The organism is Microbacterium sp. Y-01, assembly GCF_003856715.1.
Taxonomy (GTDB): domain Bacteria; phylum Actinomycetota; class Actinomycetes; order Actinomycetales; family Microbacteriaceae; genus Microbacterium; species Microbacterium algeriense.
Genome location: NZ_CP024170.1, coordinates 1,737,210 through 1,753,392, shown reverse-complemented (window position 1 = coordinate 1,753,392; position 16,183 = coordinate 1,737,210). Strand labels below are relative to the sequence as shown.

At 69.5% G+C, this 16,183-nt stretch carries 21 protein-coding genes; 4 read left to right on the top strand and 17 right to left on the bottom strand.

Features of this window, described 5'->3' with window-relative positions; translation table 11 throughout:
* Positions 1-2 precede the first annotated feature (2 nt).
* From frr to rpsB, 4 genes are all read right to left on the bottom strand, one after another.
* Positions 3-557 (bottom strand): ribosome recycling factor, encoded by a 555-nt coding sequence (frr, locus tag CSX12_RS08220; RefSeq protein ID WP_017202018.1) that lies wholly within the window; start codon positions 555-557, stop codon positions 3-5.
* 68 nt (positions 558-625) lie between these two features.
* Entirely contained in the window at positions 626-1,342 is a 717-nt protein-coding gene (gene pyrH / locus CSX12_RS08215; RefSeq protein ID WP_017202017.1) for a UMP kinase, read from the bottom strand.
* Positions 1,343-1,436: 94 nt separating this feature from the next.
* Entirely contained in the window at positions 1,437-2,264 is an 828-nt protein-coding gene (gene tsf / locus CSX12_RS08210) for a translation elongation factor Ts (RefSeq protein WP_017202016.1), read from the bottom strand.
* A gap of 41 nt (positions 2,265-2,305) precedes the next feature.
* Positions 2,306-3,247 carry a 30S ribosomal protein S2 gene (rpsB, locus tag CSX12_RS08205; protein WP_124895476.1) on the bottom strand — a complete coding sequence of 314 codons (942 nt, stop codon included), beginning with the start codon at positions 3,245-3,247 and terminating at the stop codon, positions 2,306-2,308.
* 304 nt (positions 3,248-3,551) lie between these two features.
* Between rpsB and CSX12_RS08200 the strand changes: the two genes are divergently transcribed.
* Entirely contained in the window at positions 3,552-4,124 is a 573-nt protein-coding gene (locus CSX12_RS08200) for a peptidoglycan DD-metalloendopeptidase family protein (protein WP_124895475.1), read from the top strand.
* Between the two features lie 17 nt (positions 4,125-4,141).
* On the opposite strand, the gene CSX12_RS08195 is transcribed toward CSX12_RS08200, so the two are convergent.
* The 9 genes from CSX12_RS08195 to CSX12_RS08155 all read right to left on the bottom strand — a co-directional run bounded on the left by CSX12_RS08195 (position 4,142) and on the right by CSX12_RS08155 (position 11,218).
* A complete protein-coding gene (locus CSX12_RS08195) occupies positions 4,142-5,044 on the bottom strand; it encodes a tyrosine recombinase XerC (protein ID WP_124895474.1) in 903 nt (300 codons plus the stop codon).
* Between the two features lie 63 nt (positions 5,045-5,107).
* Entirely contained in the window at positions 5,108-6,301 is a 1,194-nt protein-coding gene (gene dprA, locus CSX12_RS08190) for a DNA-processing protein DprA (protein ID WP_124895473.1), read from the bottom strand.
* Positions 6,298-7,827 carry a YifB family Mg chelatase-like AAA ATPase gene (locus CSX12_RS08185; protein WP_124895472.1) on the bottom strand — a complete coding sequence of 510 codons (1,530 nt, stop codon included), beginning with the start codon at positions 7,825-7,827 and terminating at the stop codon, positions 6,298-6,300. Before CSX12_RS08185 ends, dprA begins: the two co-directional genes overlap by 4 nt.
* The gene (locus CSX12_RS08180; RefSeq protein ID WP_017204526.1) at positions 7,824-8,186 is read right to left on the bottom strand and encodes a YraN family protein; all 363 of its coding nucleotides are present in this window, start codon (positions 8,184-8,186) and stop codon (positions 7,824-7,826) included. Before CSX12_RS08180 ends, CSX12_RS08185 begins: the two co-directional genes overlap by 4 nt.
* A gap of 126 nt (positions 8,187-8,312) precedes the next feature.
* Positions 8,313-8,639 (bottom strand): DUF2469 family protein, encoded by a 327-nt coding sequence (locus CSX12_RS08175; protein WP_017204525.1) that lies wholly within the window; start codon positions 8,637-8,639, stop codon positions 8,313-8,315.
* Between the two features lie 73 nt (positions 8,640-8,712).
* On the bottom strand, positions 8,713-9,372 hold the full coding sequence (locus CSX12_RS08170) for a ribonuclease HII (protein ID WP_124895471.1): 660 nt from the start codon (positions 9,370-9,372) through the stop codon (positions 8,713-8,715).
* Positions 9,369-10,094, bottom strand: coding sequence for a signal peptidase I (gene lepB / locus CSX12_RS08165; protein ID WP_124895470.1), 726 nt, complete (start codon positions 10,092-10,094; stop codon positions 9,369-9,371). The genes CSX12_RS08170 and lepB overlap by 4 nt, the downstream gene beginning before the upstream one ends.
* 117 nt (positions 10,095-10,211) lie before the next feature.
* Positions 10,212-10,559: a 50S ribosomal protein L19 gene (gene rplS / locus CSX12_RS08160; RefSeq protein WP_026050001.1), complete on the bottom strand. Its 348-nt coding sequence runs from the start codon at positions 10,557-10,559 to the stop codon at positions 10,212-10,214.
* Positions 10,560-10,729: 170 nt separating this feature from the next.
* Entirely contained in the window at positions 10,730-11,218 is a 489-nt protein-coding gene (locus CSX12_RS08155) for an MFS transporter permease (protein ID WP_124895469.1), read from the bottom strand.
* Positions 11,219-11,327: 109 nt separating this feature from the next.
* Here CSX12_RS08155 and map point away from each other — a divergent pair, with 109 nt between their 5' ends.
* Positions 11,328-12,110 carry a type I methionyl aminopeptidase gene (gene map, locus CSX12_RS08150; RefSeq protein ID WP_124895468.1) on the top strand — a complete coding sequence of 261 codons (783 nt, stop codon included), beginning with the start codon at positions 11,328-11,330 and terminating at the stop codon, positions 12,108-12,110.
* A gap of 66 nt (positions 12,111-12,176) precedes the next feature.
* Entirely contained in the window at positions 12,177-12,770 is a 594-nt protein-coding gene (locus CSX12_RS08145; protein ID WP_241160589.1) for a histidine phosphatase family protein, read from the top strand.
* A gap of 26 nt (positions 12,771-12,796) precedes the next feature.
* Here CSX12_RS08145 and trmD read toward each other — a convergent pair whose 3' ends face one another.
* The 4 genes from trmD to rpsP are packed head-to-tail and all read right to left on the bottom strand — an operon-like array spanning position 12,797 to position 14,814.
* Complete coding sequence (gene trmD, locus CSX12_RS08140; protein WP_124895467.1) at positions 12,797-13,516, bottom strand: tRNA (guanosine(37)-N1)-methyltransferase TrmD; 720 nt, start codon at positions 13,514-13,516, stop codon at positions 12,797-12,799.
* 19 nt (positions 13,517-13,535) lie between these two features.
* Positions 13,536-14,141 carry a ribosome maturation factor RimM gene (gene rimM, locus CSX12_RS08135; RefSeq protein ID WP_124895466.1) on the bottom strand — a complete coding sequence of 202 codons (606 nt, stop codon included), beginning with the start codon at positions 14,139-14,141 and terminating at the stop codon, positions 13,536-13,538.
* Position 14,142: 1 nt separating this feature from the next.
* Positions 14,143-14,373 carry an RNA-binding protein gene (locus tag CSX12_RS08130; RefSeq protein WP_017830729.1) on the bottom strand — a complete coding sequence of 77 codons (231 nt, stop codon included), beginning with the start codon at positions 14,371-14,373 and terminating at the stop codon, positions 14,143-14,145.
* A 6-nt stretch (positions 14,374-14,379) separates the two neighbouring features.
* Positions 14,380-14,814: a 30S ribosomal protein S16 gene (gene rpsP / locus CSX12_RS08125; protein ID WP_124895465.1), complete on the bottom strand. Its 435-nt coding sequence runs from the start codon at positions 14,812-14,814 to the stop codon at positions 14,380-14,382.
* 209 nt (positions 14,815-15,023) lie between these two features.
* Between rpsP and CSX12_RS08120 the strand changes: the two genes are divergently transcribed.
* On the top strand, positions 15,024-16,175 hold the full coding sequence (locus CSX12_RS08120) for a glutamate--cysteine ligase (protein WP_017204516.1): 1,152 nt from the start codon (positions 15,024-15,026) through the stop codon (positions 16,173-16,175).
* Positions 16,176-16,183 lie beyond the last annotated feature (8 nt).

Here is a 16,183-nt window from a genome sequence, read left to right as displayed (position 1 = left end):
GACTACACCTCGAGGAGTTCGGCCTCTTTGCGCTTCAGCGCGTCGTCGATGAGGTCGACGTGCTGGCGGGTGAGAGCGTCGAGCTCCTTCTCCCCGCGCGCGATCTCATCCTCGCCGACCTCGCTCTTGAGAGCGTCGAGGTCGTCCTTCGCCTTGCGACGGATTCCGCGGACGTGGACCTTCGCGTCCTCGCCCTTGGACTTGACGAGCTTGACGTACTCCTTGCGGCGCTCGGCCGTCAGCTCCGGCATCGTGACGCGCACGAGGTTGCCGTCGTTCGTGGGGTTCGCCCCGAGGTTGGGCATGTCGCGGATGGCCTGCTCGATCGCCTTCAGCGCCGACTTGTCGTACGGCGTGATGATGAGCGTCCGCGCCTCCTGGTTCGCCAGGGAGGCGAGCTGGGCGATCGGGGTGGGGGTGCCGTAGTAGTCGACGAGCACCTTCTGGAACATCTGGGGGTTCGCGCGACCGGTGCGCACCGTGGAGAAGTCCTCCTTGGCAGCTTCGACCGCCCGGTTCATGCGAGTGGTGGTTTCAGCGAGGACGTCCGCGATCACGGTGACTCCTATCGTCGGGGTGTTCTGCAAATTCTATCGGGCGGAGGCGTCTCCGCCGAGTCGGACGCTCAGGCGGTGACGAGGGTTCCGATCGGTTCTCCGAGCAACGCACGCGTCACGTTGCCCGCGGGCTCCATGCCGAAGACGCGCATGTCCATGCTGTTGTCCATGCAGAGACTGAACGCGGTCGAGTCCACGACCTTCAGGCCGCGCTGCAGCGCATCGCGGTAGGTGACGCGCTCGATGCGCTCTGCGTCCGCGTGCTTGTTCGGGTCGGCCGTGTAGATCGCATCGACGCCGTTCTTCGCGACCAGGACCTCCTGCGCGCCGATCTCGAGCGCACGCTGCGCCGCGACGGTGTCCGTGGAGAAGTAGGGCAGGCCGGCTCCAGCGCCGAAGATGACCACGCGCCCCTTCTCGAGGTGACGCTCCGCCCGGCGCGGGATGTACGGCTCGGCGACCTGGGTCATCGAGATGGCGGACTGCACGCGGGTCGCCGCTCCCGCCTGCTCCAGGAAGTCCTGCAGCGCGAGCGCGTTCATGACCGTGCCGAGCATGCCCATGTAGTCGGCGCGTCCCCGGTCCATCCCGCGCTGGCTGAGCTCGGCTCCGCGGAAGAAGTTGCCACCGCCGACCACGATCGCGACCTCGACCCGGTCGACGGCCGCGGCGATGTCGCGCGCGATCTGGGAGACCACATCGGGGCTGACACCCAGCTGCCCGGCTCCGAAGGCCTCGCCGGAGAGCTTGAGAAGGACGCGACGGCGTCCGGTTCGTTCAGTCATGGGTGGGTGTGTCCTCTCGTCCCGATTCAAGATAATGCCTCGTGGGCATGAAGAAGGGGTTCGGATCGTGGCGATCCGAACCCCTTCGACGTTGCTACGCGCCGACCTTGAAGCGCGCGAAGTCCGTCACGGTGATACCGGCGTCCTTCGCCACCTGGGCGACAGAGAGCTTGTTGTCCTTCGCGTAGTCCTGCTCGAGCAGGGCGACCTGCTTGATGAACGCGGACACGCGACCCTCGACGATCTTGGGCAGAGCCGCCTCCGGCTTGCCCTCGTTGCGGGAGATCTCGGTGACGATCTCGCGCTCCTTCTCGACGGCGTCCGTCGGGACGTCCTCGCGGGACAGGTACGACGGGTTCGCGAACGAGATGTGCTGGGCGATGCTGCGCGCGGTCTCCGCGTCGTCACCCGAGTAGGCGACGACGACGCCGATCTGCGGCGGCAGGTCCTTGCTGGTGCGGTGCAGGTAGACCTCGACCTTGTCGCCGGTGATCGTGCGCACGCGGCGCAGCTCGACCTTCTCGCCGATGATCGCGGCCTCTTCCGAGATGACCTGCTCGACGCTCTTGTCGCCGGCGGAGGCGGCGAGGGCAGCCTCGACCGAATCGGCCTTGACGGCCGCCGCAGCGTCCGCGACCTTGTCGGCCAGCGCGATGAAGCGCTCGTTCTTCGCGACGAAGTCGGTCTCGCAGGCGAGCTCGATGAGCGTCACGGCGCCGTCCTGCTCGCGAGCGACGATCAGTCCCTCGCTGGTGGAACGGTCCGCGCGCTTCGCGTTGCCCTTGGCGCCCTTCAGGCGCAGGATCTCGGTGGCCTTCTGGACGTCGCCGTCAGCCTCCTCGAGCGCCTTCTTGGTGTCGACCATTCCCGTGCCGAGCTGCTCACGCAGCGCCTTGAGGTCGGCGATGGTGAAGTTGGCCATGTGTGGTGGCTCCTTGCTTCGTTAGGTGTGTGTACGAGGGATTACTTGGCGTCTGCTGCCTCGGCGGCGGCGACCTCGGCGGTCTCCTCACCGGAAGCGGCGGCGATCGCCTCGTCGTGTGCCTCAGCACCGGCCTCGTCGGCAGCGGTGGCGTCGGCGGCGGGCGTCTCGACGACAGCGACCTCGTCGTCGGCGGTCACGACCTCGGCAGCGTCAGCGGACTCCTGGACGGGGGTCTCGAGAAGCTCCTTCTCCCACTCGGCCAGCGGCTCTGCGTCGCCCGACTCGGGGTTGTGCTTCTGCTGCAGGCCCTCAGCGGCGGCGTCCGCGATGATGCGGGTCAGCAGCGAGACGGAGCGGATCGCGTCGTCGTTGCCGGGGATCGGGTACTGGAAGTCGTCCGGGTCGGCGTTCGTGTCGAGGATGCCGATGACCGGGATGCCGAGCTTCTTGGCCTCGTCGATCGCGAGGTGCTCGCGCTTGGCGTCGACGACCCAGAGGGCGGACGGCGTCTTCGTCAGGTTGCGGATACCACCGAGCGACTTGTGCAGCTTGTCGAGCTCGCGCTTCTTGAGCAGGAGCTCCTTCTTCGTGAAGCCGCTGTTGGCCGGGGTCTCGTAGTCGAGCTCCTCGAGCTCCTTCATGCGTGCGAGACGCTTGGAGATCGTGGAGAAGTTGGTGAGGAGTCCACCGAGCCAGCGCTGGTTGACGAACGGCTGACCCACGCGGGTCGCCTGCTCGGCGAGGATCTCCTGAGCCTGCTTCTTCGTGCCGACGAAGAGGATCGTGCCGCCGTGGGCGACGGTCTCCTTGACGAAGTCGTAGGCCTTGTCGATGTAGCCCAGCGACTGCTGCAGGTCGATGATGTGGATGCCGCTGCGCTCGGTGAGGATGAAGCGCTTGACCTTCGGGTTCCACCGACGGGTCTGGTGTCCGAAGTGCACGCCGCTGTCGAGCAGCTGGCGGATGGTGACCACAGCCATGGTCGTCTCCTGGTTCTGGCGCGATTCTGCGCCGTTGAGGTTGTCAAGCCGATCGGATGATCGGACTCCCTGGTGCCCGGCGCACACCCGCCCTCGTGCGAGAGGGACCTGTGGGTGTGGATGCCGCGAGATGAATCGCTGTGGGCACGCGTAGTCACCCCGAGTTCGAGGTGCTCCCCCAGCATACAGGATGTGCGCCTGAACTCAGGCTGCACCGGGGCGGGCGGCGACGTGTTGTCCCGAACTGTCGCGAGGCTACCCGGATCGGCGTCTCGGCGCCGGGCGGGCACGCGAGACTCCGAGGATGCGCACGCTTCTCCGTTCGATCTCCGGCGCCGCGTCGGCGTTGATCCTCCTGACCGTGTCGGGCGGCCCCGCCATCCCCCCGGCGACCGCGGGTGTCCCCTCGGCGACCGCGAGTGTCCCCTCGGCGACCGCGAGTGTCCCGGACGACGGGTGGCCGCGCTGGCGCTGGCCTGTGGCGGGCGTCCGCTCGGTCGTGAACCCCTATCGGGCACCGGCGCATCGCTACGGCGCCGGCCACCGTGGCGTCGATCTCGGGGCCGCGATCGGCGCCGTGGTCGTCGCGCCGGCGCCGGGGGTGGTGGCCTTCCGGGGAACGGTCGTCGACCGAGCGCTGCTGACCATCGCTCACGACGACGGATTGGTGTCGACCTTCGAGCCGCTGAGCTCGACGCTGCAGCCCGGGCAGTCGGTGGCGGCCGGTCAGGAGATCGGCCGCGTCGACGTCGGCGGGCATACGTCCCCGGGCGCGCTCCACGTCGGCGTGCGCAGGGACGGGGCGTACATCAACCCGATGCTGCTCTTCGACGACGTTCCCCGCGCCGTCCTGCTCCCCTGCTGCGAGTCCTTCTGAGTCCCACCCCGACGAGCTCACGCGCGGGGGTGGGCCAGCCGATAGGTGGCTGTCAGCCGCTCGGTCGAGACATGGGTGTAGATCTGGGTGGTGCCGAGACTGGCGTGGCCCAGGATCTCCTGCACGGCGCGGAGGTCCGCACCCCCGTCGAGCAGGTGCGTCGCCGCGGTATGGCGCAGCGCGTGCGGGCCGATGGTCTCGGCACCGACGATCGGCGCGAGTACCCGTGCGACCAGGTCGTAGACCGTGCGCGGCCCGATCCGGCCGCCGCGGCTGCCGAGGATCACCGCCGGAGTGAACGTCCGCGCCCGCGCCACGAGGGCAGGGCGACCCCGGCGGAGATAGGCGTCGAGCGCGTCCCGAGCCGGCGTGCCGTACGGCACGACGCGCTCCTTCGCCCCTTTGCCGAGCACGCGCGCCGTGCCGCGGTCGAGATCCAGATCGTCGACGTCCAGCCCGCAGAGTTCGGACACCCGGATGCCGGAGCCGTAGAGCAGCTCGAGGATCGCGTGGTCGCGGAGCGCCAGCGGATCCCCCGCTTCCGCTGCTGCCCTGTGCGCGTCGAGCAGGCCGGACATCGCGTCGCGTGATGCGACGGTGGGCAGCGGGCGTCCCTTCTTGGGGGCGATGAGCCGCAGACTCGGGTCGTGGGCGATGAACCCCTGCTCCTGTGCCCAGCGGAAGAAGGACCGTGCCGCCGCGGAGCGCCTCGCCAGGGTGGAGCGCGCATCCCCTCGCTGCGTGGCCTGCCACAGCCAGTCCCGGAGTGCGTCCAGGTCCACGGCCTCGAGAGAAGCCGCGCCGCTCGAGGAGACGAGGTCGCGCAGGTCCGAGCGGTACGCCTTCACGGTCGCCGGCGACAGCCGACGCACACGTTCGAGGTGATCGGTGAACGCCTCGATCGCTGCCGAGAGATCCATGCGTCCAGCTTGCCCGCCACCTCCGTCCGTCCGCCGTCGCCTCGCCGTCGGGAGGCGAGGATCTCAGCGCGGAGCAGGCGTCGGGACACGACGCCACCCCGCCTCATCGACGTCGACGACTGCCTCGAGACCGAGCAGTCCGAGCAGGGACAGGACCCGATCCGTCGCCAACCCCGACCTGCGCGCGATCTCCTCCGCCGTCCGCCGGGACCTCGTGCTCAGCGCGTCGAGCAGGCGCACGCGATCCGGATCGTGCGCGCCGCCCTCCGGTGCCGCGACGCTCTGCCCCCAGAGCTCTCTGACCTCAGCCGAGGAGGTGACGCACTGCGCGTCGTACTCGCGCAGCAGGCGATGACAGCCCGCCGAGGTCGCCGAGGTCACCGGTCCCGGAACCGCGCCCAGCGGTCGCCCGAGCGTCGCCGCGTGTCCCGCGGTGTTGAGCGAGCCGCTGCGCCAGCCTGCCTCGACCACGACGGTGGCATGCCCGAGCGCCGCGATGAGCCGGTTCCGGGCGAGGAAACGCCACTTCGTGGGAGCCGTCCCGCACGGCGGCTCGCTCACCAGGGCACCCTCGTCCGCGATCCGCTGCAGGAGCCGCTGATGCCCGGCCGGGTACGCCCGGTCGACCCCGCCGGCCAGGAAGGCGACCGTCGCCCCCTCGACGCCGAGGGCGGCTCGGTGGGCGGCCCCGTCGATCCCATAGGCGCCGCCGGAGACGATGACGGCACCCGTGGCCGCCAGGTCGCCCGCGAGCTCCGCTGCGACATGCTCGCCGTATCCGGTCGCCGCCCGAGCGCCGACGATCGCGACGCGCGGCGTGCGGACCAGCAGCTCCGGGTCGCCCCGCACCCAGAGCGCACTCGGGCGTCCTGGGCCGAGATCGTCGACGGCCGTCGGCCAGCAGTCGTCTCCGGGGAGGATCAGACGAGCATCGGCGTCGCGCGCACGGCAGAGCGCGTCGCGCACGTCACCCGGCCTCGCACGAGGACGCCACCGAGCACGGGCCTCGGAGAGCGCACGCGCCGCGAGCTCGCTCCCGACCGCCGCACCGGTCCGAGGGACTGACGTCCCGAGAGCCAGAGTCAGGGCCTCGACGGCCCCGAGAGCTTCGATCAGCGCTCCGGCCACCGTATCCCCCGGTTCGGCGAGCACCGACCACGCGGCGCGCGCGATGCTCTCCGCCGCGTCATCACCACCCGGGCGGACGCCGCGGACAGCGACGAGGGTGTCGCGGTCAGCGACAAGACGGTCCATCATCGCGGCACCCCGCTGCGCAGGTGCAGTGCCCGCCCGATCTCATCCACGCCCGGCTGCTCCCGGTCGGCCAGATCGGCCATGGTCCACGCCACCCGGAGCACACGGTCGTAACCCCGCAGCGTGAGCGCCCCGCGCTCGAGCGCCCGATCCAGCGGAGCTCTGGCGCCGGCGGGAAGGCGGAGCGCCCCCTGTCGCAGCCAGGTGCCGGGCACATCCGCATTTCGGCGCCACGGCGTGCTCTGCCAGCGCGCGGCCGCCCTCTTCCTGGCCGCCGCGACGCGCGCCCCGGCCGCGGCCGTCGTCGTGACCCCCGCGGAACGGCCCGTCGCTCGCGAAGCCGCCACTCTGGTCACCTGCAGATCGATGTCGATGCGGTCACGGAGGGGGCCGGAGAGGCGGGTGGCGTAGCGCCGGACGGCCATGGGCGGGCAGATGCACTCGGCGCCCCGCACCCCGTAGTTTCCGCACGGACACGGGTTCATCGCGAGGAGCAGCTGGAACCGGGCGGGGAACCGTGCGGTGAACCCCGCCCGGTGGACCTCGATCGCCCCGGACTCCAACGGCTGCCGGAGTGCATCCAGGGCGACCCGGGAGAACTCGGCCGCTTCGTCGAGGAAGAGGACTCCGCGGTGTGCCCGCGCGATCGCTCCCGGTCGTGCCACGCGGGACCCTCCCCCGACGAGTGCCGCGACCGAAGTGCTGTGATGCGGCGCCTCCAGCGGAGGCACCGGATCGAGTGCGGAGACCTGCTCGCCGCTGAGGGACCGCACGGACGCGACTTCGAGCGCCTCTTCCTCGGTGAGTGGAGGCATGATCCCCGGAAGCCGGCGGGCCAGCATCGTCTTCCCCGCGCCCGGAGGTCCGCTCAACAGCATGTGATGACCGCCGGCAGCCGCGACGACCAGAGCTTCGACGACCTCCTCCTGTCCGACCACATCCACGAGGTCGGCCGTCGGACGCTCCCGCCGAGGCGACGGGGCCGACGCGGCGGGGACCACCTCTGTCACCTCGACGTCGGCGCCGTGCCACACGGCCACCTCGGCGAGGGAGGCGGCGGCTCTGACCTCGATACCGGGCACCAGCTTCGCTTCGGCCTCGTTCCCCCGCGGCACGATCACGGTGTCGAATCCCGCCCGTGACGCGGCGAACACGGCCGGCAGCACCCCGGGGACCGGACGGATGCGCCCGTCGAGCCCGAGCTCGCCGACGTGGACGACGGACGAGATCGATCGCGCATCGACGGCGCCGCCGGCTGCGAGGGAGGCCACGGCGACCCCGAGGTCGAAGCCGGCCCCGTGCTTGGGGAGGCTGGCGGGAGACAGATTGACGGTGAGGCGCCGCCGCGGCAGTTCCAGTCCCGTGTTCTTGCAGGCGTTGTGCACCCGTTGCACCGCCTCCGCCAACGACTTGTCGGGGAGGCCGATGATCCGGAACTCCGGCGTCTGGTTCGACAGGTCCGCCTCCACTTCGACGAGATGCCCGTCCACACCGGTGAGCGCGACGGCCCAGGTCCGCGCGGTCGTCATGCGAGGTCCACCAGATGCTCGAGCGCGCCGGTGAAGGGGTCGTCGCCGATGATGCCGATGGCCTCGAGGCGCACCGCGCGTCCCCGCGCTTGATCCGGGTGCGCGTGCACCCAGGCGTGGGCGAGTCGCCAGAGACGTCGCCTCTTGCGGTGATCGACCGCTTCGAACGGGTGACCGTACGCGGCGGACCGACGGGTCTTCACCTCGATCACCGCCAGGCGGTCACCGCAGACGGCGACGATGTCGATCTCGCCCTGCGCGCACCTCCAATTGCGAGCGATCACCGTGTAGCCGCTGCGCATCAGGTGCTGTGTCGCGCGCTCTTCCCCTGCTCTGCCGAGCTCATCCTTCGCTGCCATGTGCTCAGCATCGCGAGTACCCCCCGTCGCAGGGCGCGCTCACCGTGGAGGCACACGGAAGCTGGGGAGAAGTCACGATCTCACGAGCGTGTGGAGCAGATGCGCGAGCTCATCCGCGACCCGGCGTCACTCGCCGTCGAGCGAGAGCTCCTGCGGCAGTTCGAACTCGCGGCGCTGCAGCTCCTCGACGTTGACGTCCTTGAACGTCAGCACGCGGACCGCCTTCACGAAACGGTCGGCGCGGTAGATGTCCCACACCCACACGTCGCTCATCGAGATCTCGAAGTAGAAGTCGTGCTCGGTGTCCCGGCGCACGACGTTGACCTCGTTCGCCAGGTAGAAGCGGCGCTCGGTCTCCACGACGTACTGGAACTGCGACACCACGTCCCGGTACTCCCGGAACAGGGCCAGCTCGAGCTCGCGGTCGTAGTCGTCGAAGGCTTCCTCATCCATGATGTGTCCATCCTAGAGTCGTGTGCGGCCGGCGGCGGCATCGTCGGCCGACCGGTCGGTCCGACCGGTGCGCTCAGAACAGCGTCGGGACGTCCGCGATCGCCCAGGAGGAGCGATGGAACGGGGAGAGCCCCGTACTGCGGATCGCGTCTCGGTGCTCCGGGCTGGCGTAGCCCTTGTTGCGGTTCCACTGGTACACGGGATGCTCCTCGTGCAGCTGCGCCATGTAGCCGTCCCGTGCTACCTTCGCGATCACCGACGCGGCTGAGACCGAAGCGCAGTCCCGGTCGGCCTTGATGACGGGGCGCACCCGCAGCGGCGCGGGGTGCACCTTCGACACGTAGTCGTGGTTGCCGTCCAGCAGGACCAGCGCCTGGTCGAGGGCGACGCCCTGATCGGCGATGGCCTGTACGGCACGAGAAGCCGCCAGGCCGAGTGCGCGCATGATCCCGACCTCGTCGATCTCCTCGGCACTCGCCCAGCCCACCGCCGACGCCTGCACCCACGCGGCGGCGCGGGCGGCCACCTCCGGCCGTCTGCGCTCGGTCACGAGCTTCGAGTCGCGCAGGCCCTCGGGCACACGACGTCGAGCACCCGACGCGTCCATGGCCGCAGCGCCGACGGCGACCGGACCGGCGAGTGCGCCGCGACCCACCTCGTCGAGCGAGACGATCAGCTCGCACTCCCCCAGGAGCCGCCGCTCCAGAGTCAGCTTCGGCGCGATCACGGTCATTCCGCCGCCGGTACGCCGTTGAAGATCTGGTGGTGGCCGTCGATCGGGCCCATGCGATCGAGCGGCCAGGTGGTGAGGAACGCCTTGCCGACGATGTTGCCGATCGGGACGAAGCCTCCGCTCGGCAGGTCCTGGTGCGCGCGGGAGTCCCGCGAGCGGTCGCGGTTGTCGCCAAGGAGCCACACCGAGTCCTCGGGCACGACGACATCGAAGGGCTCGTTCGAGGCCGCCGTGTCGCCCTCCGGGAGGTTGAGGTAGCTGAGTTCATCGATCGGCGCACCGTTGATGGTGATCTGTCCCAGCGCGTTGCAGCACACGACATGATCGCCGGGAAGACCGATGACCCGCTTGACGAGGTGGTCCTGCGAGTCCGTCGCGGAGATGCCGACGAAGTTGAGCACCCAGTCCACCGCCTCGACCAGCGGCGGCTGAGCCGGCGTCTGCGGCTGGCCGTCCAGCCATCCGCCCGGGTCCTTGAACACCACGACGTCGCCGCGCTCGTACGGCGTCCACCGCGGAGTGAGCTCATCGACCAGGATGCGGTCGTTGACGAGCAGCGTGCGCTCCATGGAGGCCGAGGGGATGTAGAACGACCGGACCACGAAGCTCTTGACGACGAACGACACGAGCGCCGCGATCACGACGATCACGAGGACGTCGCGGAGGAAGATCAGGAACCCGCGACGACGCTTGGAGGTGGTCGCGGACGGAGAGTCGGTCATCAGGTTCCTTCACGATCGTGCATCGCCTTGGGGCGACGGTATCAAGGTTCGCACACCGGGGAGAGAACACAGCACCCCGGGACATCGTGTCCCGGGGTGCTGTGGAGAAGCTGCGACTCAGCGGTCGCGCTTCTCCTTGATCTTCGCCTTCTTGCCACGGAGCTGGCGGAGGTAGTAGAGCTTCGCGCGACGCACGTCACCTCGGGTGACGACCTCGATGTGGTCGATCACCGGGGAGTGCACCGGGAAGGTGCGCTCGACGCCGACCTGGAAGCTGATCTTGCGGACCGTGAAGGTCTCGCGGACGCTGTCGCCCTGACGGCCGATGACGACGCCCTGGAAGACCTGGATACGAGAGCGGCTGCCCTCGGTGATGTTGACGTGCACCTTGACGGTGTCGCCGGGACCGAAGTCGGGGATGTCGGAACGGAGGGAAGCCGCGTCGACGGCATCGAGGATCTGCATGATCGTCTCTCTCTGCACTCGCCTCAGGTCGGATGCATGATTTCGGAAGGAACAAGAAAGGGGGTGTGCCGTACGGCGCTGATGCGTCCGCGGGCTCCCCTGAGGCAGAGCCGGTCACGGCACAAGGAACCATTCTGCCATGGAAGCGGCGACCCGCCAAAACCGTGACGTCAGTCGCGGGCGTCGGACTCCCTGACCACGATGACCTCCCGCGCGCGCGTCGGCGGCACCGGGTCGTCGGAGGTGCGGATGGTCGACCAGGTGATGGTCTCACGGAGTCGGGTCCCGCTCCCCCGCGCCTCGTTCCACAGCTGCCAGAGCTGCAGCCAGATCAGGCCGATGCCGACGACGATCGCCCCGGTCAGCAGCCAGGGGAACGCCCCGTCGATGAAGAAGCCGACCGCGATGGTGAGACCGTGCCAGAGCGTGAAGCCGCCCACGTCCCACCACGACACGGCGCGCTCGATGCGCACAGACGGGCGGGAACGGGTGAGGACCGTGAGCAGGAGCTGCCCGAGGAAAACCGAGGGCATCGCGATGAGAAGGACCCACAGGATCGACCAGCCGCCCTGGAAGACGCCCCACCCGAGCAGGAGCCACAGCGGCAGGAGGAACGCCGCCGGGAGAAGCCAGCGGAAGAACGCCTGTCGCAACCACATGATCCGATCGTACGACGCCTGCGCCGCGACCGACACGGTGTTCGCTGAGAGCGCGCGGCGTACCGGGGCCCGGTGATCAGGGAGAATGGAAGGGACGAGAGGACACCCGATGATCGAACTGCGCACCCCCGCCGAGATCGAAGAGATGCGCGCCGCCGGACGGTTCGTCGCGGAGACCCTGGCGACGCTGCGCGACGAGACAAAGGTCGGGACGAACCTCCTCTCGATCGATCGCCGCGCACACGACATGATCCGCAAGGCAGGGGCGGAGTCCTGCTACATCGACTACCACCCGTCCTTCGGCGCCAGCCCGTTCGGCAAGGTGATCTGCACGTCGGTGAACGACGCCGTGCTGCACGGGCTGCCCCACGACTACGCCCTCCGCGACGGCGACCTGGTCACGCTGGACTTCGCCGTTTCGGTCGACGGCTGGGTCGCTGACTCCGCCGTCTCCTTCGTCGTCGGCACGCCGCGGGACGAGGACCTCCGCTTGATCGACACGACCGAGCGGGCCCTGACGGCGGCGATCCAGACGTCGACCGTCGGCAACCGGATCGGCGACATCTCCGCCGCGATCGCGGCGGTCGCCCACGGCGAGGGCTACTCGATCAACACCGACTTCGGTGGCCACGGCGTCGGCCGCACGATGCACGGCGACCCCCACGTCGCGAACGACGGGCGCGCCGGCCGCGGCTTCCCGCTGCGCGCGGGACTCGTGCTCGCCCTGGAGCCGTGGTTCCTCGCCACGACCGACGAGCTCGTCACGGACCCCGACGGCTGGACCCTGCGCAGCGCGGACGGCTCGCGGGGCGCGCATTCCGAGCACACGATCGCGATCACCGAGGACGGCCCGATCATTCTGACCGATCGTTCGTTCCTCGGCGTCGACTGAGCGGCGGCATCACCCCTCGGGCGAAGAGGAGCAGACAGACCGGAGGGGCTGTGCCATCCTGAGTCCATGATTCCGCAGGATCGTCACGTGCCGGAGCGGCTGTTCCTCGCTCGGCACGGTCAGACGGTCTGGAATCTCGAACATCGCCTGCAGGGGCGGCTCGACTCCCCGCTCACGGACGAAGGGCTCGCCCAGTCCCGTGCGATCGCCGAACGGCTCTCCGGAGTCGGCATCGTCACCGTGTGCTCCAGCCCGCTCGGTCGTGCGCTCCGGACCGCTCAGGTCGTCGCGGAACGACTCGGCGCCCAGGTCGTCGAGGTCCCCGAGCTCGCGGAGCTGGATCACGGCGAGCTGGCGGGGATGACCTGGGATGAGATCGACGAGGTCCACCCGACCGCCCGGGCGGAGCGCGCCGCCAACCGCTACGGCTGGGCGTTCCCGGGCGGCGAGAGCTACGCACAGGCCAGGGCGCGCGCCCGGAAGGCCCTCAGCAGCTGCGGTTGGGCCGCCACGGGTACGCCGCTGCTCGTCACGCACGAGATGATCGGCCGCATGCTCCGCGCGGAGCTGCGGGGCCTGGATGCCCCGGCTGCGCTGGCCCTGCGGCACCCGCACGGCGTGGTCTTCGAGATCGATCGCCGATCGGAGCGAATGCTCTGAGCCGATGGATCGCTCCTCCGCGCGGATCAGTCCGCCGAGGCCTCTTCGTCGGGGAGCAGGTCGGGGCGACGCGCCCGCGTGCGTTCGAGCTGCTGCTCGCGACGCCAGGCCGCGATCGCCGCGTGATTGCCGCTGAGGAGCACGTCCGGCACCGGGCGCTCCCGCCACGACGACGGCTTCGTGTACGAGGGGTACTCGAGCAGGCCGTCCTCGTGCGACTCCTCGACGAGGCTCTCCGGGTTGCCGACGACACCCGGGATCAGGCGGCCGATGGCCTCGATCATCGCCATGGTGGCGACCTCTCCCCCGTTGAGGACATAGTCGCCGAGACTGATCAGGCGCACCTCGCCGAGGGTGGCGGCGTACTCGAAGACGCGCTCGTCGATCCCCTCGTATCGTCCGCACCCGAAGACGAGGTGCTCACGGGTCGCGAGATCGCGGGCGGTCTTCTGCGTGAAGACCTCTCCGGCCGGAGAAGGGAAGATGATCGTCGGCCGTGCTGCGTCTGTGGAGTCAGGGCGACCGGCGAGCTCATCGAGCGCGAGCGCCCACGGTTCGGGCTTCATGACCATGCCGGCACCGCCGCCGTACGGCGTGTCATCGACCGTGCGATGGCGATCGGAGGTCCAGTCCCTGAGGTCGCGCACGCGGAGGTCGAGAAGGCCCGACTCGCGCGCCTTCCCGAGCAGCGAGAGGGTCAGACCGTCGAAGTAGGACGGGAAGATGGAGACGACGTCGATGCGCACGGGGGAACCGTATCAGCGGTCACTCGGCCGCAGCGGGGCCCGCGTCGGGCTCCGGATCCACGTCCGTGTCCGCGGACTCCGGCAGCTCCTCGAAGAGTCCGGGCGGCGGTGTCACGATGACGCGACCTGCCGCCACGTCGACGGTCGGCACGATGGCGGCGACGAACGGCACCATGACCTCGCGGTCTCCGGCCTTGACGATGAGGAGGTCCTGCGCGGGGAAGTGCTCCACCCGCACGACGCGGCCGATGACCTCGTCCTCGCGGACCACGTCGAGGCCCACGAGCTGGTGGTCGAACCACGCGTCCTCTTCGACCTCGTCGACATCCTGGTCGATCCAGAGGATCGCTCTGACCAGGCTCTCCGCCGCATCACGATCGTCGACGTCCTGGAAGAAGACGACGGGATTGCCGTTCATCACGCGGTACTCGCGAACGGTCAGATCCTTGCCGTGCCACGGAGATGCCTCCGGCACCTGCAACGTGAAGACGGCTCCGGGGACGAAGCGCCCCTCCGGATTATCGGTGTACAGCTCGAGCTTCAGTCCGCCCTTGAGTCCGTGCGCCTTCACGAGGCGCCCGACGCGCAGCTGGTTCTTGCCCTGGTTGCGGTCCTTCGGCACCACGTCAGTCGTCCGCGACGTCGACGCGCACACGACGCCCGTCAGCAAGAGCGCTGACGAGGGTGCGAAGTGCCTTGGCGGTGCGGCCGCCGCGCCCGATCACGCGTCCACGGTCGTCGGGGTGCACACGCACCTCGAGGAGGTCGCCTCGCGGCGATGTGGACTCGTTGATGCGAACATCCTCCGGGTGATCGACGATCCCCTTGACGATGTGTTCGAGCGCGGCGGCGAGCACAGCGGATTACTCTGCGTCGGCGGCGGGAGCCTCGGCGGGCTCCGCGTCGGCGGCGGGTGCCTCGGCCGGCGCTGCGGCCGGCTCGGCCTTCTCGGCCTTGGGCTTGACGACGGACTTCTTGGAGGCGTCGATCTCGAAGGGGGCCTTCGGCTCGGCGACCTTGAGGGTCGACTTCGCGTCCTTGTCGCCCTTGAACTTGCCCCAGTCACCCGTGATCTTGAGGATGGCAGCGACCTGCTCGGTCGGCTGCGCGCCGACGGACAGCCAGTACTGCGCCCGCTCGGAGTCGACCTCGATGAACGAGGGCTCCTCGGTGGGGTGGTACTTGCCGATCTCCTCGATCACGCGACCGTCGCGCTTGGTCTTGGAGTCGGCGACGACGATGCGGTAGTACGGTGCGCGGATCTTGCCCAGGCGCTTGAGACGAATCTTGACAGCCACGATTCTCCTGAATTGTGTGGAAGGGAAAACGAACCGGTCGCCTGGGGAGTGGGGTGCACACCCGGCGGAAGCTCAAAAGGAGGACTGGTGCTGGATAGAGGGTCGAGCACGTCGTCCGACCCTCTATTCTGCCAGATGCGCGCGCCAGGCGCGAAACGCGGCGAAACCGCGGTTGCCGTGTCGCGCCCCGCGCATGCCAGACTGTGCGGGTGAAGCTCGAGTTCGCCTCATCGGCGCGGTCCACCGTCGGCCTCGAATGGGAGATCATGCTCGCGGATCCCGTGAGCGGTGACCTCGTCGGGCGCGCCCCCGAACTGCTGTCCGCCCTCGAGGAGCAGAGCGCCGACGAACGCCACACGGTCACCGGCGAGCTGCTGACGAACACGATCGAGGTCACGAGCGGGATCGGCGATTCGGTCGCCCATGCCGTCGACGACATCGCGAACGCCATCACCGCGGTCCGCGAGGCGACGGATCCGGCCGGGATCGAGCTGCTCTCCGCCGGCAGCCACCCGTTCGCCCAGTGGTACGACCAGGACGTGACGGACAAGTCGCGGTACCACACCCTGATCGAGCGCACCCAGTGGTGGGGGCGCAACATGATGATCTGGGGCATCCACGTCCACATCGGCGTCGAGGACCAGCGCAAGGTGTTCCCCCTCATCAACGCGCTCTCGGCGTTCCTGCCGCACCTCCAGGCGCTCTCCGCATCCAGTCCCTTCTGGGCGGGCGAGCGCACCGGGTACGCCTCGAACCGAGCGCTCGTCTTCCAGCAGCTGCCGACCGCCGGTCTCCCCTGGCCGCTGCAGGACTGGTCCGAGTACGAGGCCTACCTCGACGACATGGTGCGCACCGGCGTGATGGCCGACGCGACCGAGGTCCGCTGGGACATCCGGCCCGCGCCGCGCTGGGGCACCATCGAGGTCAGGGCCTGCGACGGACTGTCCACCCTGCCCGAGCTCGCGTCCGTCGCCGCGCTGGTGCAGGTGCTCGTCGAGCACTTCTCCCGCGAGCTCGACGAAGGACGCACGCTGCCGACGCTGCCCGCCTGGTTCCACCGCGAGAACAAGTGGCGGGCCGCGCGTTACGGACTCGGCGCTCGTGTGATCGTCGACCGGGACGGCACGCAGCGCCCGGTGCGCGAGCACCTCACCGAGACGCTCGAGAAGCTGGCTCCGGTGGCCGTCGAGCTGGGTTGCGGACGGGAGTTCGGCGGTATCGGCACGATCCTGGACGGCGGCGCGAGCTACGCCCGGCAGCTGGCGGTCGCGGACGCATCCGACGGCAACCTGGTGCCGGTCGTGCACCACCTCATCCGCGAGTTCCGCACGGGCCCGGAGTCTTCGACCGAAGAGCCCTGACCGCCGAC

Coding starts and splice junctions, on each gene's coding strand:
- CSX12_RS08180 (WP_017204526.1), bottom strand. CDS start 8,186: ATGGCAGCGAAGGATGAGCTCGGCAGAGCAGGGGAAGAGCGCGCGACA.
- CSX12_RS08155 (WP_124895469.1), bottom strand. CDS start 11,218: ATGTGGTTGCGACAGGCGTTCTTCCGCTGGCTTCTCCCGGCGGCGTTC.
- CSX12_RS08185 (WP_124895472.1), bottom strand. CDS start 7,827: ATGACGACCGCGCGGACCTGGGCCGTCGCGCTCACCGGTGTGGACGGG.
- rplS (WP_026050001.1), bottom strand. CDS start 10,559: ATGCAGATCCTCGATGCCGTCGACGCGGCTTCCCTCCGTTCCGACATC.
- tsf (WP_017202016.1), bottom strand. CDS start 2,264: ATGGCCAACTTCACCATCGCCGACCTCAAGGCGCTGCGTGAGCAGCTC.
- pyrH (WP_017202017.1), bottom strand. CDS start 1,342: ATGACTGAACGAACCGGACGCCGTCGCGTCCTTCTCAAGCTCTCCGGC.
- dprA (WP_124895473.1), bottom strand. CDS start 6,301: ATGATGGACCGTCTTGTCGCTGACCGCGACACCCTCGTCGCTGTCCGC.
- CSX12_RS08145 (WP_241160589.1), top strand. CDS start 12,177: ATGATTCCGCAGGATCGTCACGTGCCGGAGCGGCTGTTCCTCGCTCGG.
- map (WP_124895468.1), top strand. CDS start 11,328: ATGATCGAACTGCGCACCCCCGCCGAGATCGAAGAGATGCGCGCCGCC.
- CSX12_RS08170 (WP_124895471.1), bottom strand. CDS start 9,372: ATGACCGTGATCGCGCCGAAGCTGACTCTGGAGCGGCGGCTCCTGGGG.
- CSX12_RS08195 (WP_124895474.1), bottom strand. CDS start 5,044: ATGGATCTCTCGGCAGCGATCGAGGCGTTCACCGATCACCTCGAACGT.
- CSX12_RS08175 (WP_017204525.1), bottom strand. CDS start 8,639: ATGGATGAGGAAGCCTTCGACGACTACGACCGCGAGCTCGAGCTGGCC.
- rpsB (WP_124895476.1), bottom strand. CDS start 3,247: ATGGCTGTGGTCACCATCCGCCAGCTGCTCGACAGCGGCGTGCACTTC.
- lepB (WP_124895470.1), bottom strand. CDS start 10,094: ATGACCGACTCTCCGTCCGCGACCACCTCCAAGCGTCGTCGCGGGTTC.
- CSX12_RS08200 (WP_124895475.1), top strand. CDS start 3,552: ATGCGCACGCTTCTCCGTTCGATCTCCGGCGCCGCGTCGGCGTTGATC.